At 58.8% G+C, this 22,543-nt stretch carries 19 protein-coding genes; 4 read left to right on the top strand and 15 right to left on the bottom strand.

The window, feature by feature from the left end; translation table 11 throughout:
- Positions 1-89: 89 nt before the first annotated feature.
- Positions 90-1,088: an ABC transporter substrate-binding protein gene (locus JZX89_RS19870; RefSeq protein WP_149901244.1), complete on the bottom strand. Its 999-nt coding sequence runs from the start codon at positions 1,086-1,088 to the stop codon at positions 90-92.
- A 375-nt stretch (positions 1,089-1,463) separates the two neighbouring features.
- Between JZX89_RS19870 and JZX89_RS19875 the strand changes: the two genes are divergently transcribed.
- Complete coding sequence (locus JZX89_RS19875) at positions 1,464-4,439, top strand: hybrid sensor histidine kinase/response regulator (RefSeq protein WP_207135126.1); 2,976 nt, start codon at positions 1,464-1,466, stop codon at positions 4,437-4,439.
- A 24-nt stretch (positions 4,440-4,463) separates the two neighbouring features.
- Here the strand turns inward: JZX89_RS19875 and JZX89_RS19880 are convergent, their stop codons facing one another.
- The 10 genes from JZX89_RS19880 to JZX89_RS19925 all read right to left on the bottom strand — a co-directional run bounded on the left by JZX89_RS19880 (position 4,464) and on the right by JZX89_RS19925 (position 16,917).
- On the bottom strand, positions 4,464-5,408 hold the full coding sequence (locus tag JZX89_RS19880) for a 2-hydroxyacid dehydrogenase (RefSeq protein ID WP_207135127.1): 945 nt from the start codon (positions 5,406-5,408) through the stop codon (positions 4,464-4,466).
- A gap of 126 nt (positions 5,409-5,534) precedes the next feature.
- Positions 5,535-7,883, bottom strand: coding sequence for a polysaccharide biosynthesis tyrosine autokinase (locus tag JZX89_RS19885; protein ID WP_207135128.1), 2,349 nt, complete (start codon positions 7,881-7,883; stop codon positions 5,535-5,537).
- Positions 7,884-7,990: 107 nt separating this feature from the next.
- Positions 7,991-8,896, bottom strand: coding sequence for a UTP--glucose-1-phosphate uridylyltransferase (locus JZX89_RS19890; RefSeq protein WP_149901240.1), 906 nt, complete (start codon positions 8,894-8,896; stop codon positions 7,991-7,993).
- A gap of 67 nt (positions 8,897-8,963) precedes the next feature.
- On the bottom strand, positions 8,964-9,959 hold the full coding sequence (locus tag JZX89_RS19895; RefSeq protein ID WP_207135129.1) for a glycosyltransferase family 2 protein: 996 nt from the start codon (positions 9,957-9,959) through the stop codon (positions 8,964-8,966).
- The gene (locus tag JZX89_RS19900) at positions 9,959-10,903 is read right to left on the bottom strand and encodes a glycosyltransferase family 2 protein (protein ID WP_207135130.1); all 945 of its coding nucleotides are present in this window, start codon (positions 10,901-10,903) and stop codon (positions 9,959-9,961) included. Before JZX89_RS19900 ends, JZX89_RS19895 begins: the two co-directional genes overlap by 1 nt.
- Positions 10,900-11,898: a glycosyltransferase family 2 protein gene (locus tag JZX89_RS19905; protein WP_207135131.1), complete on the bottom strand. Its 999-nt coding sequence runs from the start codon at positions 11,896-11,898 to the stop codon at positions 10,900-10,902. The genes JZX89_RS19900 and JZX89_RS19905 overlap by 4 nt, the downstream gene beginning before the upstream one ends.
- 17 nt (positions 11,899-11,915) lie before the next feature.
- A complete protein-coding gene (locus JZX89_RS19910) occupies positions 11,916-13,097 on the bottom strand; it encodes a glycosyltransferase family protein (protein ID WP_207135132.1) in 1,182 nt (393 codons plus the stop codon).
- Between the two features lie 25 nt (positions 13,098-13,122).
- Positions 13,123-13,914 (bottom strand): endo-1,3-1,4-beta-glycanase ExoK, encoded by a 792-nt coding sequence (gene exoK / locus JZX89_RS19915; RefSeq protein WP_207135133.1) that lies wholly within the window; start codon positions 13,912-13,914, stop codon positions 13,123-13,125.
- A 4-nt stretch (positions 13,915-13,918) separates the two neighbouring features.
- On the bottom strand, positions 13,919-15,067 hold the full coding sequence (locus tag JZX89_RS19920) for an acyltransferase family protein (RefSeq protein WP_207135134.1): 1,149 nt from the start codon (positions 15,065-15,067) through the stop codon (positions 13,919-13,921).
- Positions 15,068-15,438: 371 nt separating this feature from the next.
- Positions 15,439-16,917: a lipopolysaccharide biosynthesis protein gene (locus JZX89_RS19925; RefSeq protein WP_207135135.1), complete on the bottom strand. Its 1,479-nt coding sequence runs from the start codon at positions 16,915-16,917 to the stop codon at positions 15,439-15,441.
- A gap of 117 nt (positions 16,918-17,034) precedes the next feature.
- Here JZX89_RS19925 and JZX89_RS19930 point away from each other — a divergent pair, with 117 nt between their 5' ends.
- On the top strand, positions 17,035-18,000 hold the full coding sequence (locus tag JZX89_RS19930) for a glycosyltransferase family A protein (RefSeq protein ID WP_149901232.1): 966 nt from the start codon (positions 17,035-17,037) through the stop codon (positions 17,998-18,000).
- Between the two features lie 51 nt (positions 18,001-18,051).
- Entirely contained in the window at positions 18,052-19,020 is a 969-nt protein-coding gene (locus tag JZX89_RS19935; RefSeq protein ID WP_207135136.1) for a polysaccharide pyruvyl transferase family protein, read from the top strand.
- 197 nt (positions 19,021-19,217) lie between these two features.
- Here JZX89_RS19935 and JZX89_RS19940 read toward each other — a convergent pair whose 3' ends face one another.
- The gene (locus JZX89_RS19940; protein WP_207135137.1) at positions 19,218-20,210 is read right to left on the bottom strand and encodes a glycosyltransferase family 2 protein; all 993 of its coding nucleotides are present in this window, start codon (positions 20,208-20,210) and stop codon (positions 19,218-19,220) included.
- A gap of 109 nt (positions 20,211-20,319) precedes the next feature.
- On the bottom strand, positions 20,320-20,598 hold the full coding sequence (locus JZX89_RS19945) for an exopolysaccharide production repressor protein (RefSeq protein WP_149901318.1): 279 nt from the start codon (positions 20,596-20,598) through the stop codon (positions 20,320-20,322).
- A gap of 339 nt (positions 20,599-20,937) precedes the next feature.
- On the opposite strand from JZX89_RS19945, the gene JZX89_RS19950 reads away from it, so the two are divergent.
- Positions 20,938-21,204 (top strand): DUF6074 family protein, encoded by a 267-nt coding sequence (locus JZX89_RS19950; RefSeq protein ID WP_174374669.1) that lies wholly within the window; start codon positions 20,938-20,940, stop codon positions 21,202-21,204.
- A 72-nt stretch (positions 21,205-21,276) separates the two neighbouring features.
- On the opposite strand, the gene JZX89_RS19955 is transcribed toward JZX89_RS19950, so the two are convergent.
- Entirely contained in the window at positions 21,277-22,173 is an 897-nt protein-coding gene (locus JZX89_RS19955; protein ID WP_149901228.1) for a tetratricopeptide repeat protein, read from the bottom strand.
- Positions 22,174-22,308: 135 nt separating this feature from the next.
- Positions 22,309-22,536 carry a 30S ribosomal protein S21 gene (rpsU, locus tag JZX89_RS19960; RefSeq protein ID WP_006313768.1) on the bottom strand — a complete coding sequence of 76 codons (228 nt, stop codon included), beginning with the start codon at positions 22,534-22,536 and terminating at the stop codon, positions 22,309-22,311.
- Between the last annotated feature and the right edge of the window lie 7 nt (positions 22,537-22,543).

Genomic DNA, 22,543 nt, shown 5'->3' on the forward strand with positions numbered 1-22,543 from the left:
TTTACGAAAACCGGATGGAATTTCGGCAGCGATGCGACTTGGCGCCGCCATTGGCGGACGCCTTCTGTCGGAAAGATATGTCGCCGTCTTTAAAGAGCGGCCTTGACCTTCTGCGCGACGTCAGGAGACACCCAGCCCGTCCAGAGGGCTTCGTTTTCCTTCAGGAACTGTTTGGCGCCGTCTTCGCCGGTCGCCTGATTGTCCGTCATCCACGCAATCAGCTTGTTGACGGTGGCATTGGTCCATGCGCGCTTGTTCAGATAGTCCATGGCCGGACCGGCACGATCGGCAAAGGTCTTGCTCACCAGCGTCTGCACGTCGTCGATCGGCCACGCGTTCGGCTTCGGATCGGCGCAATCGGCAACCGATGTACAGCGCTTCCATTCAGCCGCATCATATTCGGTGCCGAAGCCGAGCTTCACCATCTCATATTTGCCGAGCAGCGAGGTGGGCGCCCAGTAATAACCGACCCACGGCTGCTTTGCCTCGTAAGCCTTGGCGACGGAGCCGTCGAGACCCGCTGCAGAACCGGTATCGACCAGGGTGAAGCCGGCTTTTTCACCACCGAACGCCTTGAACAATTGGGCGGTGACGACGGTGCCACCCCAGCCCTGCGGGCCATTATAGACCGCGCCCTTCGCCTTGTCCTCGGGCGCGGGGAAAAGTTCGGGATGTTTGAAAAGGTCCGGAATGGTCTTGAGGTCGGGATTGGCGTCGGCCAGATATTTCGGAATCCACCAGCCCTGAACGGCGCCATCCGACAGGATCTTGGCGGCCGCGACAACCTTGCCGCCTTCCAGCCCCTGTTTGACGATTTCCGGCTGCAGACTGACCCAGGCTTCAGGGGCGATATCCGGCTGACCCTTTTCGGCCATGGAGGTCAATGTCGGCACGGTGTCGCCGGTGACGATTTCGGCGGAACATCCATAGCCATTTTCAAGAATGAATTTGTCGAGATTGGCGGCGACTTCGGCGGATTGCCAGTTCATGCTGGCGATGGTCACGTTTCCACAGTCGGCGGCAAAAGCTACGCCGCCTGAAAAGGCGAAGCCGGCGGAAAGTATTGTGGCACCCAAAAGTATTTTCATTGTTGTTCCCTCTGGTCGCGGTGTGGCGAAGACCCGCGTGCGAACGGCACCGCGACCGTCAGCGACTGTATTGAGCGTTAATAATTGCTTTGTTGCCATTCCGTTTGCGGCAATTTCTGGCGTATTGAGGATGGCAATTGTCAATCAATTGCCCGGCAATTGCCCGCAGTGGCGGGTGCAGGTGCGAAATTTGCGACATTGGGCGGCGATGTTTCGCAGCCTTGCCGGATGCCCCCGCTGACGCCCTGAAAGAAAATGGAACTTTTCCGAAATTGCGAAAAGCCGGGAATAATAAACGGAAGTTTTTGTTTTCTTGGACTTTTATCCGGTTCTGTATTACGGGAGATTTTCTCTCGGTTTTTGTGGTGATGTTAAATGACCAATCTTCGTGCTGCCCCGGTATGGCCGATCGGTGGCGGTGAAACGGGCGAGCTTGTGCGCCGCTTTGACTGGTCGAAGACATCACTCGGTCATATTTGCGAATGGCCACAAAATCTGAGGCAAAAAGCCAATTCCGTCGTCAATTCCCCCATTCCGCAGGTGCTGATGTGGGGCACGGATCACGTGATGATCTATAATGACGGTTATGCGGAGATTGCCGGCAATTATCACCCTCGGGCGCTGGGTGAGACCGTGCCCGGCATCTGGCCGGAAATCTGGGACTGGAACAGCCGCATTCTGGAAGCCGGTTTCCGCGGCGAGGTCATGGCCTATCGTGACCAGCCGATGACGCTGATGCGCAATGGCCTGCCGGAAGAGGTCATCTTCGATCTGTTCTATACGCCGATCTATAATGAAGGCGGCACGGTGGATGGCGTTTTGTGCACCGTCCTTGAAAACACCGACAAGGTGAAGGCCGTGGAGGCGCTGGAGCAGAGCCGTAAGGAACTGAGCCGGCTTACCAACGCCCTGCCGATCCTGGTGGGATATGTTGATCGCGACTATGTCTATAAATTCGCCAATGACGGGTATCTGGAATGGTTCGGCCGCAGCGCTGAAGAGGTGATCGGCCGCAGCGTTCCCGAAATCGTCGGTGAGGCGTTTTTCGAGGCGCGACGGGCCTATCTTGACCGGGCGCTTGCCGGTGAAAAGATCGTTTCCGATACCATGATCCGCAGGCCGGACGGCACCACCCGCGCTGCCGAAATCCGTTATGTTCCACGCTACATCGCCGATGGTTCGATCGACGGCATCTATGTGCTGATCATCGATATTGAGGACCGCAAACGGTCCGAGCAGGAAATCGTGCTCAGCAACAATCGTTTCCGCGCGGCAGTGGATGCCGTGCACGGGGTGCTGTGGACCAACAGCGCCGATGGCAGGATGCTGGGGGAGCAGCCCGCCTGGGGCGCGCTGACCGGGCAGAGTTTCGATGAATATCAGGGTGCCGGCTGGGTTGAAGCGGTGCATCCCGACGACCGCGAACATTCGCTCGAAAGCTGGAAAAAGGCGGTTTCCGCCAAGGCGACCTATGTGTGGGAACATCGCGTGCGCCGCCATGACGGGCTCTACCGCACCTTTGCGATCCGCGGCGTGCCGATTTTCGATAAGGCCGGCGCCATTGCCGAATGGGTTGGTGTCCACACGGATATTACCGAACAGCGGCGGGCGGAAAATACTCTCAAGGAGCATGCCAGCAATCTCGAGCGCGAGATTCGTCACCGCATCCGGGCGGAAGAGCAGCTTCGGCAGCTGAACGAGGGTCTTGAAGCCCGCGTCGAGACGGAAATGGCCGAGCGCCGCCAGACTGAAAGAGCCTTGCAGCAGGCGCAAAAAATGGAATCCATTGGCCAGCTGACTGGCGGCGTGGCGCATGATTTCAACAATCTGCTTCAGGTGATTGCGGGCAATCTGCAATTGCTGTCGAAGGATGTGATCGGCAATGAGCGGGCCGAGCGGCGGCTGGACAATGCGCTTGCCGGCGTCCATCGTGGCGCAAAGCTCGCCAGCCAGCTTCTGGCCTTCGGGAGGCGTCAGGCGCTGGAACCGCGCGTCATCAACATCGCCCGTTTTGTCACCGGCATGGATGATCTGCTGCGCCGTTCTCTCGGTGAAGCGATCGAGGTGGAGGTCATCACCTCCGGCGGCTTGTGGAACACTTATGCCGACCCCAACCAGGTGGAAAATGCCCTGCTCAATCTGGCGATCAATGCGCGCGATGCCATGGAAGGGCACGGCAAGCTGACGATCGAGGTCGGCAATGCGGTTCTCGACCGTGATTATGCCCGCAAACATTCTGAGGTTTCGGCGGGGCAATATGTCATGCTGGCCGTGACGGATACGGGTTCTGGCATGTCGGCTGAGATTCTGGAAAAGGTCTTCGAGCCGTTCTTTTCAACCAAGCCGGAGGGCAAGGGCACCGGCCTTGGCCTTTCGATGGTCTATGGTTTTGCAAAACAATCCAGCGGCCACGTCAACATCTATAGCGAGGTGGGGCAGGGCACGACGGTGAAGATGTATCTGCCGCGCTCGGCCGCCGACGAGGATCGGGAGGTCATCGTCCATACCGGTCCCGTCGAGGGCGGAACGGAAACCATTCTGGTGGTGGAGGACGACGAGGAGGTGCGCGGCACGGTTGTCGAGACGCTGAGCGATCTTGGTTACCGCGTACTCACCGCCCGTGATGCGCAGGCCGGTTTGACGGTGGTGGAAAGCGGCATCCCGATCGATGTCATCTTCACCGATGTGGTGATGCCGGGCCCCCTGAAAAGCCGGGAAATGGCGCGCCGCGCGCAGGAACGGCTGCCCAATCTCGCCGTCCTCTTCACCTCGGGTTATACCGAAAACTCCATCGTGCATGGCGGCAAGCTGGATGCCGGGGTGGAACTTCTTTCCAAGCCTTACACGCGGGAAGCGCTGGCGCGGCGCATCCGCCATGTCATCGCCAATCGCAAGCAGGTTTCATCGTCGAAGGCACGGCCTGCATCTGCATCGGGTCATTCAAACCCAGCGGAAGCAGTGCGGTCCTCTGAAAACGAAAACAGCATGATACGCGTCCTTCTCGTCGAGGATGACGAGCTGATCCGGATGAATTCGATGGAGATGCTGTCCGAATTCGGCTTCATCGTCATCGAGGCCGGAAATGCGGCACAGGCGCTAAAGGCGGTAGAGGCGCAACATATCGACGTTCTCGTCACCGATATCGGCCTGCCCGACATGAAGGGCGACGAACTGGCGGTGGAGGCCCTGCGCCGCAAGCCGGGCCTGGCCGTCGTTTTTGCGACGGGCGACAGCCAAATGCCTGAAGGTGCGCCGGAAAATGCGGTACTACTGACCAAGCCCTATGACGAGCAGCAGATCATCTCGGCTGTCGAATTGGCCCATGCGGGCGGAACGGTGGCGGACAAATAGGGCGGTCGCCATTTTACCGCGCGCTCAGTAACCACGCGCCATATCGACCGTTTCCGGCAGCGCACTTGTTTTGCGCCATGTGTCGACATTGCCGGCGACGATCCGGGCTGAACTTTCGCGACTTGTCGGCGCGGAAATATGCGGCAGGACGGTGACCTTCGGGTGCCGCCAGAATGGGGACGTCGCAGCCAACGGCTCCTGCTCGAAGACATCGAGAACGGCATGCGAAAGCTGGCCAGAATCGAGTGCCGCGACCAGATCGTCGGCAATGATGACCGCGCCGCGGGCGAAATTGATGATCGCCGCGCTGTTTTTCATGGAGGCGAGACGGCGGGCATCGAGAAGGCCGCGTGTCGCATCGGTGAGCGGCACGAGACAGACGAGGATGTCACTTTTTTCCAGCAATGTTTGCAACCCTTCATCGCCGGTCAGCGTTTCCACGCCCTCTATCGCCTTCGCCGAGCGGCTCCAGCCGGCAACGTTGAAGCCCGCGTGAAGCAGGCGTTCCGCTGCGGCTGTCCCGAGTGCGCCAAGGCCAAGGAGGCCGATGGTCATCTCGCGCGGATGGCGGTAGTCGAACTCCTGCCAGAGCGCCTTTTGCTGGTTGTCGCGATAGGCCGGCATGTCGCGTTGCAGATAATAGGTCCATGCCAAAACGGCTTCGGCCATGACGCGCGAAAGCTCCGGATCCTTCAACCGAACGATGGGCGGCGCCTTCTCGCCCAGTTCCAGCACCAGCCGTTCGACTCCGGCCCAAAGACTGTGAATCCATGTGAGACCCGGCAGTGCTGCAATGTCGGCCGGATCGGGATTGGCGACGATGGCAAAATCCACGGCCCGTTTTTGCTCGTCCGGCAACTCGGAAAAGGAGAGGATTTCCTCCTGCGGCATGGCGGCGCGAAGCGCGTGCTTCCAGACGGCTTCCGCTTCCGCGTTCATCCGCGAAACAAAGGCGATGGGTGATGGCATGAAACTGATCCTGCTTGATTATGACGTTGTCGCCATCAATGCGCAGTTTTGCGGGGTAATGCCATAGGCAGTCGTTCTAAACTTCCATCGAACAAAAACGGCCCGGTTTCCCGGGCCGTTTTGTCGTCAGGCATTTTCCTTCACAGGCGGCTTGGCGTCGCCGTAATAGGCCGAGAAGCTCTCGTGATAATGCTCCGAACCGCCGGGGCCGGCATAACGCTGCAATTCCGTCATGTCGGTCTTGTTGAGCACGATGCCCAGCGTCTTGTTGGCGATCTGCGGTTCGTTGGCCATCAGGTTCTGCACCATCTGGATCGGCGTTTTGCCCCATTCTGTGACGAAAACGAAACCATCCACCTGCGGCGCAAACGCCTTCGCGTCGATGACGGGAACGACGGGTGCAAGGTCGACGATGATATAGTCGCAGGCCTCACGCGCCTGATCGATGAATTTGCGCATGCCGGAGGAAGCGAGAAGCTCGCTCGAATGGGCGAACTGGTTGCTGGTGGAAACCGGCAGGATGCCCATCTTCGTGCGCGTATCGACCTTCACCGCCTGCGTCCACGGGATTTCGTCGAGGACGACCTCCACCAGACCGGCGGATTGCCGTGTCGTCAGCATGCGGCTAAGGCCGGGGTTGCGGATATCGGCATCCACCACCAGCGTGCGCTTGCCGGTGGAGGCGATGAGCCCGGCCAGATTGAGCGCGACGACCGACTTGCCCTCGTTGGGCAGGCAGGAGATGACGCCGATGACCCGGCACTGGCGTTCCTGAATGACGACATCCGCCGTGAGTTTCACGTTGCGAAGCGTCTCCGCAAAGCTGGAGCGCGGGCTGTCGACTGCAAGGCGCAGCATTTTCTGGAACGAGACCTGACCGCTTTCATCCAGCGTGGCATTCTCGCCGCCGGGAGTAGCGGCACTGCTGCCCGGTTTGGCCGTTTCCACGCCCCTTTCGCCGATGAAGGGAAGATAGCCCAGAAAACGCATGCGTAGATTGTCGCGCACATCGTTGCCGGTATGGAAAAACCGGTCGCGGAATTCCAGAAGCGCTGCGATACCACCACCCAGCATCAGGCCGAGAATGACCGAAAGCGCCATGGTCATGGTCTTTTTCGGGCTGGAAGGTGCCGTCGGCAGACCCGCTTCGGAAATGATGCGGGCCTTGGCGATCGGCAGCGACTGCTTCTGCGAAGCCTCCTCGAAACGGCCGAGATAGGACTGGTAGAGGGTGCGCAACGCAGTTGCCCGCTGCTCAAGCTCGCGCAATTGCACCATGGTGATATTGGCCTGCGAATTGCGGCCTGCTACACCTTCAATATTGTCGCGCAGCGACTGCACGCGGGAATTGGCGACTTCGTATTCGTTCTTCAGGCTGCCGGTCAGCTGTTGCAGTTCCTGGTAAATCTGCCGCGCAACCTCTTTCTTTTCGCCATCCAGCGCGACCGCCTGCGGATGGTCTGCGCCGAATTGCTGCACGACGCCCTGCTGCCGGTCGGAAATGGTAATATAGCGTTTGCGAAGATCCTGAATGATTGAATTGTCGGTGTCGCGGGCCGAAACGACGGCATTGTCGACGGCTGCATCCGGTCCCCGGTCGATGATCGACTTATACTGACCATAACGGGCCGAGGCTGTGGCGGCATCCGCCTGCGCGGCGATAAGCTGGCCGTTGAGATCGGCAAGCTGGCTTTCCGACATCAACTCGCCGCGCGAAGACACGATATTATTGTCCGACCTGAATTTCTGCACCGCCAGTTCGGCCGCCTGGGCACGCTGATTGAGGTCGGTCATGCGTTCCTGCAACCACACGGAAGCACGCTCGCTCGCATCGAAATTGGCGTTCAGCTGTTCGGTGAGGTAAGCCTGCGCATAGGTCTTGGCAATTTGTGCGGCCAGCTGACGGTCGGTTGAGCGGGTGGAGATGGCGATGACCGAACTGCGGCCGACACGTTCCACCGTCAGCGATTGCTGCAGCACGGCGGCGGCCTTTTCGCGGCGTCCGGCACGCAGGGCTGCTTCGGAGACCGGCGGATCGCCCGGCAGGACGAGATCGACGATACCGCGCACGGAGGATTTGACGAGTGCGACCGGCGACATCGGCGGATTGACGATGATGTCGTTCTCATCGAGCTTGGCCTTGTCGACCACGGTTAGCGCCATTTCCTTGGATTTCAGGATTTCCACGGCGCTGGCGATGCGGTTGTCGACGATCTGGGCGGCAGGCACCGGCGATTCCTCTTCCGCATAACGCGAAAGGCTTTCATCCAGCAGCACCTGCGTCATCGCGGTGTAAACGGGGGTCGCAAGCACCAGATAAAGGCCGGCCAGGACCACGGCGGCGATGACCGAGGCAGCAATGACATTGGCGCGGCGAACCACGGCCGCCCACAGGCGGTCGAGATCGATGAACGTGTCGGCATCCTTACCGGGATCCGGAAAACCGATGCTGGATTTAAAGGTCTTGTGGTGCATGGACCTACCTTGTGAATTAAAAATGGTACGCGGGAAGCCGAGCCAAACTCGCCTTCCCGCCCCCCGTTATTGGTGCGCCATCCGCCTCCCCGGCGGCGCGATTAAAGTCAGGCCGCCCGAACGCGGCTTTCGTGGTTTGCGACCAGTTCCTTCACGGAAGCGAGAACCTGCGCCTCCATGTCGGCGCGCATCAGCGAAAAAGCGACGTTCGCAGCGATGAAGCCCTGCTTGCTGCCGCAGTCGAAAGTGCGCCCGCTATATTTCTGCGCATGGAAGGCCTGCTTTTCGGCGAGCCGTCTCATGCCGTCGGTCAGCTGGATTTCATTGCCCGCGCCACGCTCCTGCCTGGCGAGAATATCGAAGATTTCCGGCTGCAGAATGTAACGGCCGTTCAGGTAATAATTCGAAGGCGCCTTGGATGGTTCCGGCTTCTCCACCATTTCGGTGACCGCGAAACCGTGACTGACCTTCTGGCCGACGCCGACGACGCCATAAGACGAGACTTCTTCCGGCAGGCATTCCTCGACACCGAGAATATTGCCGCCGACCTCGTCGTAAAGCTCCATCAGCCCGGCAATGCAGCCGCGTGCGCCATAGGAAACCATGTCTGGCAAAAGCAGCGCAAAAGGCTCCTTGCCCACCAGTTCACGGGCGCACCAGACGGCATGGCCAAGACCGAGCGGCACCTGCTGGCGGGTGTAGCTGACGGTGCCGGCGACGGGCAGCATCTTTTCCAGCTGCAATACCTGCACGGTCTTGCCGGAGCGGGTGAGCGTGTTGATGAGTTCAGGTGCGCTGTCGAAATAGTCTTCGATGGCGGTCTTGTTGCGGCTCGTCACGAAAATAATATGCTCGATGCCGGCCTGCATGGCCTCATCGACGGCATATTGCACGACCGGCCGGTCCACGATCGTCAGCATTTCCTTCGGCATCGCCTTGGTGGCGGGCAAAAACCGCGTGCCGTTGCCAGCTACGGGAATGACGGCTTTTCTGACAGTTTTGTTCAGGTCCATCGCGTTCTCCTTCATCAAGGTTTGATCTGTCCCCAGTCCCTGCGCAGATTTCGTCCACGCGCAAATTTCACGAAATCTGTCTTTTCACCCCTGTATTCGCCGCGGGTGCAAACATCGCGTCCCGCAACCTCCTCAGCCGTATGGCGATTGGCATTCTTAGATGCCCCAGCACGGCAGGATCTCTGATCGTGGTCTTCAAGGCGCCGAGTACCGAGCGGCTCTTGATGTTTTCCACCAATGTCAAAAAATTATGCGCCAGCCGCAGGCTGCGGGCTCTGGCCTGCTGCGCATCCATGGCGGCGGGCAGCAAGGTGTAATGGCTCAGGAATTCCTGATCGGCCCGCATCATCGCTTCGACGTGATGAATTTCGAGCACGCGCGAAATCGAGCCTTCGCGGATGTTGTAGACATATCCCGGCGTCGGCTCGATGACGCAGAGGCCGCCGGCGGCGAGCGCCGAGGCGAGCAGGATATAATCCTCGCCGATGCGGATATCCTCACGGAAACGCAGTCCCTCCATATTCAGGAAATCGCGCCGGAACATCGGCTTCATGTAACCGAAATTGAAGGTGGAGCGGAAAAGGATGTTGGAGGAGATGAAGTCCTCAAGGGTGAGGACCGGGCGCTCTTCCAGGAACTCTTCCGAAAACATCGTCTCCATCGGCCTGCCGTCGGTGTAGACGACATCGAGATTGTCGACCGCGATCGCTGCATTGGCGGCATCCGCCCGGCACATCATGCAGGCGGCGCGTTCGGGACGGATGACATCGTCGGAATCGAGCACGGCGATCCAGCGTCCGGTCGCGGCCTCGATGCCGGCATTGCGCGCGCCGCCCGGACCGAGGTTCTGTTCGAGCGCAAGCAGCCGGACACGCGGATCGGTGGCGGCAATGGTTTCGACGAGCGAAATGGTGTCATCGGTGGAGCGGTCGTCCACGACAATCACCTCCAGCGTCACGCCCTGCTGGCCGAGCGCGCTTTGAATGGCGGCTTCAATCGTCTCGGCGGCATTATAGGCGGCGATGACGAAGCTGATATCGGGCTGAGATGCGAGGTTTTCCATCAGGTCGCCTCCACCGCGCCATATTGGCGGATTTCGCGCACGCCGAAGGCGCCGCTCATCGACCCCATATGCAGCGCGCCCCGCAGCGCATAGCGGTTGCGGCGCACGGCATTGAAACCGTTGAGCGCGGCAAAGACTGCGCAATAGAGCACTTTCGAGCCAGCCTTCAGCACCTGCATGACGCGACGTGCGCCGGGTTTCTTTTCAGCCAGCACACGGCCATGGGTCTGGCCGGAACGGAAGCGGCGTTTGGCAAGCCATATGAAGCTTGCGCGATTTTCCGGCACCGGTTCGGACAGCACGGCGTCTTCCGCAAAGACGATGCGGCCACCGGCAGCATGGAGATGCGAGAAGAAATGCGTGTCCTCACCGCCGCTCTGGCCGAGCGCCAGCGCGAAGCGACGACCCTTTACCGATGGCGCATCCATCTTGAGAAGCGTGTTGCAGGTGTAACCGGTGATGATCTCGCCATTGACCCAGACCGGGACTGTCGAGTGGAAATCACCGCGTTTCATCCAGGCTGGCGCATTTTCACGGTAAACCGCCGTAACCGGACCGAGAACGGTTTCCGCGCCGGTCTCGTCGGCCTTTTCCAGAAGGGCCGCCAGCCAGTGCGGCGGGGCGGTCTCGTCATCATCGATGAAGGCCAGATAATCCGCCTTGCATTCCGACAGGCAGGCATTGCGGGCAATCGAAATATTCGACTTCGGGCAATGGACATAGGTGATTTCGAAGGGCGCGGTTTCACGCAGGCGGTCCACACTAGCCTTGGCGCTCGGCTCCTCGTCATTGTCGGCGACGATTAGGCGAACCGTGACGCCTTCTGGGACCTCCAGCTCGAAGAGTGACAGAAGTGTGGCGACGAGCGCCGGTCGTCTGTAGGTGCAGATGCCGATATCGACGGTTTTCGAATCATGTGAGCCGGTGACGGTGTTGTCGATCATGAGACAGCCTTTCTTCCCCGGAATTTCAGGAGTTCCAGCCAGAAACCGGTGGACCAGGCCAAGTGCATCACCATCGCCGAAACGGCGGCGAGCGGGCCGTATGGGTTTTTCTGACCTATTGCCATCCACAAGCCATAACCCAGACATGCGGCGATCCAGAGGCCGAGCGGAATAAGTGCTGCCCAATGCACGAGCGACAGCAATGCGAAGATGAAGACCGGCAGGACGGCGAGCGGAATCATCTGGCGAATTTTTGGGATCGACCGATGCTTCAAAAGGTTCTTCGCCCGACCGCGGCCATAGGCGAGATATTGCCTGAAGAGGGGCATGACGCTGGCGCGCGGATAATAGGTCATGCGGGTCTTGTCGGTCATCCAGATGCGGAAACCGGATTTTCGCAGCCGGAAATCCAGTTCGGCATCCTCATTATGGCTGAAGCTCTCATCATAACCGCCGACCGCATCGAAAGCGGCAATCCGCATCAATGCGTGGTGGCCGTGGTCGATCCAGTGGCCTTTGGCGCCTTCGCGATGCTTGGAGCCGCCATTGCCGAGCTTGGAATTCTGGGCGATCGCCGTCGCCTTCTGGAACAGGCCGTGGCCGACCGTATCCATGGCGACCACGACCGAATCCGCGCCGGTGCGTTCGGCATCGTCGATCAGCCTCTGGCAATAATCGTCCGGATAATCGCCATGGGCGTCGATGCGGATCATATAGTCGAATTCTTCGCCGAAGGTGGTAACGGCAAGGTTGATACCTGCGCTCTGGATGCGCTTGGGATTGGCGAGAAGCGTGACGCGGTCATCCGTCGCCGCAAAGGCGGAAACGATATCGCGGGTTCCATCCGTGCTGCCGCCATCGGCAACGACGATGCGGAAACGACGCCCCTGCATCGCGACGGTGAATTTGTTGAGCAGCCCCTCAATCGTCTTCGCCTCGTTGAGGCACGGAATGACGATCAGAGTTCTGATGCCGGAATGACCAAGACCTTCCATGATTTGCCCCCTACGCACTACACGGGTGAAAACTGCGCTTGCCGGGCATGGCCGGAAGCGGATTTGGTAAGCGAGGACAAGTGCTGGACCAGTTGACGGCAATCATCGCGGTCGGTCAGCCATTGTTTTTGATCCAGTACCGAAACGGCGCTGAAGGCGTTCCCATAGGTTTGCGGGTTCATTCGGCCGAACAGGGCGGCCAGATCGTCTGGCCGGGCGTTTTGCAGGACAAAGCCGATATTGCGTTTTTCGATGAAACGGGCGGTTTCCGTGCCGGCAAGCGCGATCGGCAGGGTGCCATAAAGGCAGCCTTCATAGAGCCGGTTTGGCAGCAGCCAGCTTGAATTCTGACCCTCTTCGAAAAAGTCGATCGCCCAGGTGAATTGCACCTCGTTATAGATTTCGGCCAGATCCTCTGGGTTTTTATAAGGCCCATGGAAGTGCACATACGGCGCGGCGGCCACAAAACCATCGAAATCCGCAAATTCCGAATGGGCCGGCCGGCCGCGCAGGATGATTTCTACCTTGCCATCCATGCGCCTTGCGAAATCGGCAAGGATTTCAAGCGACTTGCGGCAGCGAAGCGCACCGAACCAGCCGATTTTCCACGGTTCGCCGGAGGCAGGCGCACGCGGTTGCGGCGTAGCCGCGATGGAGGTATCGAGCGCCAAGACCTTGTTTTCCTGCAGCAGCATGGGAAGGTTAAGGCCGGAGACCGGCTTGAAGTAATGCTCCACGAAAGCCGGGGAACTCGTCACCAGCAGCTTGGCGTCGCGGGCGAAATAACGTTGTGCGGCATTCAGCAATTGCCCCGGCTTGCCCTTGTTGAGAAGCAGGCGGTGAATGTCGAGACATTCGTAAACCAGCGCCGGCTGCCGGGCATAGATCGACATGGCGCGCTTTGCCAGCGCCAGCATTTCCAGATTTCTGGCTAGAATGACGTCGGGGGTGAGGATGCCGCTCAATGTCTTGCCGAGCGAGAGGCTGGCTTTCACCACCGCCGCCATACGCTGCAGAAACTGACCGTCGGCGGTTTCCCCAAGCACGACTGGTACGACGCCTTCAATCTCCGCCAGCTGGTTCTGTCCGCGCCGGAAGCCAGCCAGCGTGACCCGCGCCCCACCTGCAAGCAAGGTCAGCACCCGCCGCCGAATGGCGGGGTCCGACAGATCATGCGCGAGATAAAGAACATGGGTCATGCTGGGTTCCGGTGCAAAAGACGGATCAGTTGAGGGCACAGGCGATGGATTCCGAGAACTGGCATTTGTCGCCGAGCGCCGTGAAGGCGAAACGGTCGACGGTCATCTGGGTCGCGCCCGCATATGAAAACCTGCCCATCCAGTCCTTCAGCGTGTCGGTTCCCCACAGGCTGAAGAAAATCTTCTGGGCATTTTGCGGGATTTTCATCTCGTCCGTCACTTCGTGGACGAGCTTGCCATTGACGTAATAACGCAGGCGCTGCGGTTCCCACACGAAGGCGTAGTCGTTGAAGCCGGCATCGGCGCCGCCTTCCACCGGCACCAGTTTTTCATTGCCGCCCTTGGCGGAAATATACTGGTTCAACTGGACCTGACCCGTGTTCCGGCCCAGAACCTCGAAGTCGATCTCATCATGCGGCTTTTTGTCGGTCGGGCCGATATAGGTGAAGAAGGCGGAGTTTAGCCCGGAGCCGGTGGCGGCTTTCATCCGTGCTTCATAGGTGCCGTAGCGATAACGCCCCTTGGTCTGGATTTCACCGCAGGCGAAATTGCGCTCGCCGGCCTTGGCTTCTTCGAAACCAAGCGTCAGCTGGCCATTTTCCACCGTCGCCAGCTTCTTCGACCAGGTGCAGTTCTGATGCGCCCCGTTGTTCCAGCCGTCGGAGACATACCAGAAGGATCTGTCCATCTGGTCGAAGTTCTCGATGAAGGATGCGCCGTTGCCTTCCTGCGCGTGAAGCGGTGCCGCAAAAGCTGTGGCGGAGAGGGCGGCGGCAAGAAGAATGCGTGTCTGAACGCGGGTGACAAATGTTGTCATTGGTTCACCTCTGTCGTTGCGAATAAAGTGTTTCGGATGTGGGCGGGCCGATGATGGCGCCCCGTTTTGCCGCAGAATCGGCTTTCGGTTTGGGTTTGCCGCTGCGGCTCCCGGTCAGCACGCCATAGACGGCCGGCAGGTATTTTCGGGTCTGGGCGTTGCTGACCACCAGAATGGCAAAGGCAGAGAGAGTCGCGCTGATATAGAAAGCGGGATAGAAATCCGGTCCGCCCTTGTTCCACACCATCCACATGATGACGAGCAGGGGGTAGTGAGCGCAAAATATCCAGAAACTGAGGCTTCCAGTTTCGGCAAGCCGCTGGCCAAGCCGGCTGCGGATCAATAGCGCCGACGATGCCCAGAAACCGAGCGCTCCAAAGACCGCGAGCAGATTGCGCGACATGTTGAGCCAGAAGCTGAATTCCGGGCCGGTGAAATAAAGGCCGGTGGCCAGCATGGCTGAAGCCGCAAAGGTCAGCGCCATGATCGGCACGGCGTAAGGATCAAGCGCCTTGACGTCGACCCGGTGCAGCGCAAGCCCAATGCCGAGTGAAAAGCTGAACAGGATTGATTTTTTCTGGACGATGAAGATCGTCAGGTCGGGCATGGCGGTGATGAAGAGCAGTATGGCGAGCGTTGGCAGCGCGAAGCGGCGCATCAGAAACGCGAGCACCGGCGAAAGCAGGATACAGACGAAAAGATCGCGCAGGAAATAAAGCGGCACATTCACCGGCAGCTCTTCAAGTGCGGTGCCGTGGCTGATGATTTCACGCGGGCTGGCGTTCCAGAGATCGGGGAAATAACCCACGCCAACGTCGAAGAGCTGGATCAGCAGCACGGCGGCAAACAGCGCGCCGTTCCAGAGAAGGAAGGGCAGCAGCACGGTTTTTGACTTGGAGCGTATTGTAGCCGGATAATCGAAGCCACTCATGCCGCGGCGAAACAACAGGTAACCTGAAATGGCGCTGAGACAGGGCACGCCGATGCGAAACAGCGCATCGCCCAGAAAAACGCGCAGCCAGTCGAAGAAGCCGTAAAGGCCAAGAAACGGGCTGGTCTCGGCATCGTGCGGCACATGGACGAACACGATTCCGGAGATCAGCAATATGCGCATCAAATTGATACGGGAGGATAGGTTCTGATCGACAGTCACATCAGTCACCCCTATTTGGCAGCGTCCACCCACGCCGCGTTACAACCAGAGCGAACGTAAGTCCGCTTTGGAAAGTCTGGTTTCGACATTGGGATAAAATGTGGCGACGCGGGAAAAACACAAGCTTAGATTTTGCGGGTGATTGTCTGGCGTTTCGGTCATTCTTTCTGTCATAAAAATTTAAGTAGCTGAAACTAATTGAATTTATTAGATTTCAAACGCCGTTAAAAATCGCTGAAGCGTGTGAATTTGTCATTTGTCGTGATGTTGCAGCGCAAAATATTAGTTTTCCTGTCCCGTTGTGACAGGCGAATCCGCAATGGGAAGGCGTGGTTCACGGCGGAAATGAGGCGCATTTTCGGGTGAGTTGACTAACTTTGGGTTGCAGTCTCCCGCGTCCGCCGCGATTTTACCATTCCAAGGATTTTTCCGAGCAGTGCGCGTTCGGTCAGCAGGATCAGCACTGCATAGATGACGCCGCCGACGGCGGCACCCACAAGAACCTGAAGGGTGGCGCTGGGGATACGGTCTGCAAGGATATGAAGCAGATAACGCACCGAAACCGCCATGATCAACGCCGCGATCATCGGCCGGCTGCTGACATAGAGACCGCGAAAAAACGGTGTATCGCTCGCCTTGAATACGGCCCAGGAATAGGCGACCAGCGTCACTGCATTGACGATGCAGAGCCATACCATGGCATCGACCAGCGTGCCGTAAAGTGCTGCGAGCCAGACCGCAAGTGTGGTGACGATGGCGCGGATCGTCGCTGACCAGAACAGCACGCGGCCATAACCCGCACCCTTCAAATAGGGAATAAAGGTGCTGCATGGCGTCAGAATGGCCTTCGATAGAGCCAGAAGACCGAGAACAGGCCAGGCATAAGCCCAGTTCTGCCCGAAGATGACCAGCATGGCCGGTTGGGCGACGGCCCAGAGGCCGAACATCATCGGCGCAAGCAGCACGGTCAACACCTGCGTGCTGAACATCAGGGCGTCGCGGCGGCGCTGCGGATCGTCCATCATGCGGCTGAAGGCGGGAAACAGAACACCCATGACGGCGGACAGAACCACCTGGTTGGGAATGCTGGCAAAGCGGTTGGAGGCGGAATAAGCGCCGGCATCAGCAAGGCCAAGATGCCGGGCAATCACCACCATCGGCGACTGGAAAGTGACGAAATTGGCGATTTCCGACCCCATAAGCCCGGAGCTGAAGCCGAGAAGCGGCACCAGACGGCGCGGTTTCATGACGAAACGCGGGCAATAACGGGAAACGGCGTAGAGCCCGACAAGCCGGATGAGGGCAGCCGCAAAAAGCTGGATGATGAGCGCCCAGACGCCGAAGCCGAGAAGCGCCATCGCCACAGCGACCACCGCCGCGATGCTTTCCGACGCCATGCTCCACAGTGCGTCCTTGCTGAAATTCATGCGCCGGGCAAGCAGCGAATAGGCGACATCGCCGGCGAGCTGCAGCGGAATGAGGAAGGCCATGATGCGCAGCAGATAGGCGCTTTCCACAGCACCCAGAAGCCCGCCGAAAAATTCCGCGAAGATGTAAAGAACAGCGGCCATGGTGCAGGAAATCGCCAGATTGGCCCAAAAGACGGTATGGATCGTATCCATATCCTCTTCCTTTTCGACGATCAGCGCCGAGGTCAGTCCCGCTCCGGCGATCATGGTCAGAAACTGTACAACCGTAAGTCCTACCGCCACCACGCCGAATTCTTCCGGCGAAAGCAGTCTTGCGAGAATGGGGACCGTGACAAACTTAAGCCCGAATGTCCCTGTTTTTGACAGAACGCTCCACCCCACATTGGTGGTGATGGTCTTTACATTTGGAGCTGGGGGCATACAAGCATCCTGTTTCTGGAGGCCGGCGGGGAGGATCGCCGGTTGGGAGTTGCCGATACCATCGGGCCGTTTTCAGGATCGGCCCGACACTTCTTGATCAACGCAAGGGGCGAAACAATGGCAAGATTTACTGTCGTCATTCCCTACTACCAAAAGCAGCACGGTATCTTGGGACGTGCACTCGCATCGGTTTTTGCGCAGACTTACCAGGATTTCGATCTTGTCATCGTCGATGACGAATCGCCATATCCGATCGAAAACGAACTTGCGGAACTTTCGCAGGGTGAGAAAGACCGGATTCTTGTCATTAAGCAGGCCAATGGCGGGCCGGGCGGTGCGCGCAATACCGGTCTCGACAACGTGCCGGGCGGCACCGATTATGTCGCCTTTCTCGATTCTGATGATATCTGGACGCCTGATCATCTCCAAAACGCGGCCTCTTCGCTCAAGGCGTTCGGCGGTGAATGCTACTGGGCATCCATGCAGGCAAGTGACGAATTTTATTACCATTTCGCCATTTCCGAACTGGAAAAAAATGAGGGTGCCGCAAGGCTTTCCGAGCGACCGCTGGTGATCGAACTGCCGGATCTGGCAAGCGTCATGCTGCGCAACTGGAGCTTCCTGCATCTCTCCTGCATGGTCATCGGCCGTCCGCTGTTTGAAAAGATCCGCTTCGATCCGGCGCTCCGGTTAGCTGCGGAAGACGTGCTGTTTTTCTGCGATTGCATCCTTGCATCGAAACGGACGCTGCTGTGTGACGATGCCGGCGCAATGCGCGGCATGGGCGTCAATATCTTCCACAGCATCGACAATTCCTCGCCGGAATTCCTGCGCCAGCAGTTCAATACATGGGTGGCGCTTGACACTCTGGAGGAACGTTTTGCGCGCCGGCCGGCCGATGTGGCATCGATTGCTTCCTATAAAAACACGGCCCGCAAACAGGCGCTGTGGAGCCAGGCGGGTAATCTGAAACGCCGCAGGGTGCCCGAATTCGGGCTGCTCTTGAAGTGGGCAATGCGCGATCCCGCACTTCTTCGCGCCGCTTTCGAGCTCGGCGCAGGAAAAATCGTCCGGACAAGATGAGCGAATTCTTGCCTGCAAGAATTTATATGTTTTTCACCCAGGAGTGACCTCATGAAACCTTACCACTGGGAATCGCATCACGGCAATTTCGGCGATGATCTCAATCTATGGCTGTGGGACTTTCTGCTCCCCGGCCTGCGCGACGTGCATGACGATGTGATGCTTGTCGGCGTCGGCACCGTTCTCAACGACACCCTGCTGCCGGCGAAACAGCGCAAGCTGGTCATCGGTAGCGGTTATGGTTATGGCGCGGTGCCGGATACCAGCACCGGGTTCTGGGATATTCGCTGCGTGCGCGGCGAAAAAACCGCCGCCAAGCTCGGGCTCGCGCCGGAAATGGGCATCGTTGATCCCGCCGTCATGGTCACCGAGATGCCGGACTTCAAAGGCCTGCCGAAACTCCACAAGAAAACCTTCGTGCCCCATTGGGAATCGGCGGAATTCGGCATGTGGGAAACGGTGTGCGAACCGGCCGGTCTGACCTATCTCGACCCGCGCGGCGAGGCAAAAGCGGTCATCCGCGCCATTGCCCAGTCGGAATTCATCGTTGCCGAATCCATGCATGGCGCCATCCTTGCCGATGCATTCCGCGTGCCATGGGTGGCTGTCAGCACGTCGCCGTCGATCAACAGCTTCAAATGGAGCGATTGGGCAGGCACGGTCGGCGTGGAATATCAGCCGCGTTACGTGCCTGTTTCCACCCGTGCCGAGGCGGCAAAAAAGGGCTCGCGCTTCTGGGGCATGAATTTCCCGCCGCCACCAGCCCCCGTCATTGCCGAGACCGGCTCAGTCCCGGCGCATGAAGGCCCGGCGCATGAGGGCGATGTGCTGGTGCGGGCGCAGGAAACGCAATCGCGGTCACTACGCAAACTGGCAAAGCAGGTGCTCGCCGCACCGTCAACGCTGGCGCTATGGCAGGCAAGCCGCGCGGAGCCGCGCCTCAGCCCGGAAGGCAGGCTGGAGGAACGCAAGGAGCGTTTTTCTGCGGTGCTGGAGACAATCAAGCGGGACTATCTCTAAGGGCGGAAGCACCGGACGCGGTAAAAATTTGCTTGGAAGAGAGGTCGCCGACCTCTCCGTCGTCATCCTCGGGCCTGTCCCGAGGATCTGCAGCCGACCGATTTCATGCGACGTGATTAGATCCTCGGGACAGGCCCGAGGATGACGTCAGAGTATTGCGCGGGGTATCGCGCCCAATCCCGCCTAGCATCCTTCCCTCACGAGACCGGCGTGCCATCCAGAAGATACCGGACATCCCGTACCGGCTGCGACGGTTTGCGGAAACGGGCGGTCTTGTCGGTCAAGATACCGCGCGTGATGGCGGGCAGGGCCGGCAGACGCGCAAGAGCGTGGGTCAGCGCGCCGCCCATGCCTTTCTGCTTTTTCGCATCGAGAAAATGGCGAAGTTCGAATTTGGCGCGGATATGTTTTTCATGTTCTCGAAGGATCGCCGCCTCGTCGGCGGACAGCCTGCAGCCGGCGAGGATGGCCCTGTCCGCTTCGTATAAACGGCGAAGGTCGTCGGTACTGTGGCGACCGCTCAGCGAATTGCCGCGCACGATCGCGCCGTAACCGCAGTGGCGGATGACCTTGTAACGCGCACCGGCGGCAAGAGCGCGGGTGTACAGTTCATAATCTTCGCCAAGCCGCAGGGCCTCGTCATAACGCAACGCATGTTTGTCCAGAAAATCGCGGCGTATCACCGGTTTAAGGAAGCCGGTTTCCCCACGCTCCACGCCGGGCCGGGAAATATTGCCTTCCACGAATTCTGTAAGTGACAGAAACCGGGCCTCAGGTTCGAAGCGGGCCGGTTGCATGGACGATGCGCCCGGAACCGATTGCTGGATGAAGGCAATATTGTCGGCGACAAGGTCCCAGTCGTCATCGGCGAGCATGGCGGTGAAACGGCCGCTGAAAAAGAAGTCGTCCGCATCGAGAATGCTGATAAGCGGCGCAGATGAAATCGAGATCGCATGGTTGCGGGCAGCGGAAGGTCCACGATTGACCTCGAATCGCACCACCCGCAAGCGACCTGTACCGTCATCCGCCGCATGCGCCACATCGCTCGTCGTGTCGGTGGAACCATCGTCGATTACGACGACTTCACCGACCTCCGGTTCCACAAGGGCGGAACGGATGGCGATATCAATCGTTTCGGAGGCATTTTTCGCAGCGATGATAACGCAAATGGGCTGTGAACCACTCACCATGGGATGTCCTTCTGCTTTGACGACCGTCAGGATTTGGCCAGCAGAAAGTGTCAGGGGTGTGGATGCAAGCGATTTTTTTGCGACGCAATAAAAGCCGATGCTTGAAAGCTCACATATCGGTCAGTTTCGCGCCATGCGGCGGGGCGCTTTTTGCCGTCTCCGGCGTCATGGTTTCAGCGCTGCGCTCATGCGCGAATGTCTCGCGCAACCGGCGTTTTTCCCGGGCGACCAGAACCAATATCGCAATAAAATAACCGACTTGCAGAAGGACGGCGCAGATGAGGGTCTGGATGAACGCCGTATAGAACGACCCGTGAATGAAATATGTGGCAACCGCAAAGGTAAGCAATGCACCTATCATGCTGAAAAAAACACGAGGTGCATACATGGTGCTCTCCTCCCGAGAACGATTTCTCCGTTTTTGGCTGCGCTGCGGCATTTTTTTTCTTTGCAAGAAATATACGATGAGACCGGTGTTGTTTCAACACACATATACTTCTTCTATCTGGCGCAGCATGAAATTTCGGTAATCTTGATTGGTAAATTCCTTGGTAATCGATGATTTCCCTCCGTCGGGTCTGTGTTGAAACCCGGTTTCCGGCTTCGGGCAGGCATAGAATCGCTCTTTGATCGGCTATTGTGGGCTGTCTCCGCCACCCTGCAGACTTCGTTAACCATCTCGCCTTTAAAAAGTCGGTATTGATTCCTCGAAGAGCAGGGTGCCCGCGTGACGACGAGTTCAGAAGTAATCGCCTTTCCGGCAAAGAACCGCATTGCCGACGTAAAACGGTGTGCAACCATGCTTGACCGTCTGCATGGTGTGGAGGCGAATGATTTCTGGCGCAGGGAGTGCCGTGAACTGGCCGCCTATCTGACAGGATTAGGCTATGAGGACGCCGCCATGCGGCGCGAGGTCATGGAATTTCAAAACGCGGTACAGGCGGAATTGTGGGCGGGCGATGCTGCCCCTGAGGCACGTCGCGACAGCCATTGAGGCCTTAGCGTTTTTCATAAAAAAAGCCGGCAGGTGTCGCACCGCCGGCTTTTTTGTTAGTGCCTGTCGCGATCAGGAGGCGCTGGCGCCGCGTGTGCGGGCAACGCCATCGAGCGCCGGCTTGTATTTCGGATCGAGCCGCGCCGCATGGGAATAGGACTTGGCGGCCTTGGCCATCTCACCGCGCCGCTCATAGACCAGCGCCTGGTTGGCCCAGGATTCTGCGATATTACCATCAAGCGAAATAGCGTGATTGAAATCGGCGAAGGCGTTCTCGTCGTCATTCAGCGCGACATAGGAAAGGCCACGGCCGTTATAGGGTTCCGGCGAGGTGGAGGACAGGGAAATCGCCTTGGAGAAGTCCTCGATGGCCTGGGCGTGCTGGTTGCGCAGCTGGTAGATCAGGCCACGATTGTGCCATGCGCGTCCATCGGTGGTTTCAAGCTGGATGGCGCGGGAGAAATCGTCGAAGGCTTCGTTGACCCGTCCCGACTGCCTGTAAAGATTGCCACGGCCGATCAGCGCCACATCGTAGCTCGCATTGATCTGCAGGGCGGCGTTATAATCCTGCAGGGCCTGCTGCTGCTGGCCGGAGTTGCGATAGACGAGCGCGCGGTTGGCATAGGCCTGATAGAAGCGCGGGTTCAGCTGCAATGCCTTGTTGAAGTCCTCGATGGCGCGGCGGGAATCGCCAGCGCGACCATAAGCCGAGCCACGGACATTGTAGCCTTCCGGATCCTGCGGATTGGCGTTGATGACCGAGGTGAGCGAGGCGATGTTTTCCTGCGAGCCCTGGGCGCGGTCGATCCTGAAGACATCTTCCGTCTGGTTGGATGTCGCGCAACCGGAAAGACCGGCGAGCACGGTGCAGACGACCAGAGAAGCACGAAACCCTCTGTTGTTTTTCAATGGCACCCGGCGCGTGGAGGCGTCGGAGTTTTTCACAACACAGGCATCGACAGCGATCATTCGGTGTGGGTTCCCTCGCAGGCCGGTCTCATAATCGTTGTCCCACGATTTGTCTCCGACCACAAACACAAAGAGCGGCGGCGAATTGATCGCCCCCGCCCAACAAGCATTCAAAAACGTCCAAAAGACGGCCTATTAACGGCTCGCGCGCGGGGCCGCGATCAGACCTTCGCGCTGTGCGCGCTTGCGTGCCAGCTTGCGAACGCGGCGAACGGCTTCAGCCTTTTCGCGGGCGCGCTTCTGAGAGGGTTTTTCGTAATAATCGCGCATTTTCATTTCACGGAAAATGCCTTCGCGCTGCATCTTTTTCTTGAGGGCGCGAAGCGCCTGATCAACGTTATTGTCGCGGACTAGTACCTGCACGTTAAAC

The organism is Agrobacterium burrii, from assembly GCF_017313405.1.
GTDB lineage: Bacteria > Pseudomonadota > Alphaproteobacteria > Rhizobiales > Rhizobiaceae > Agrobacterium > Agrobacterium burrii.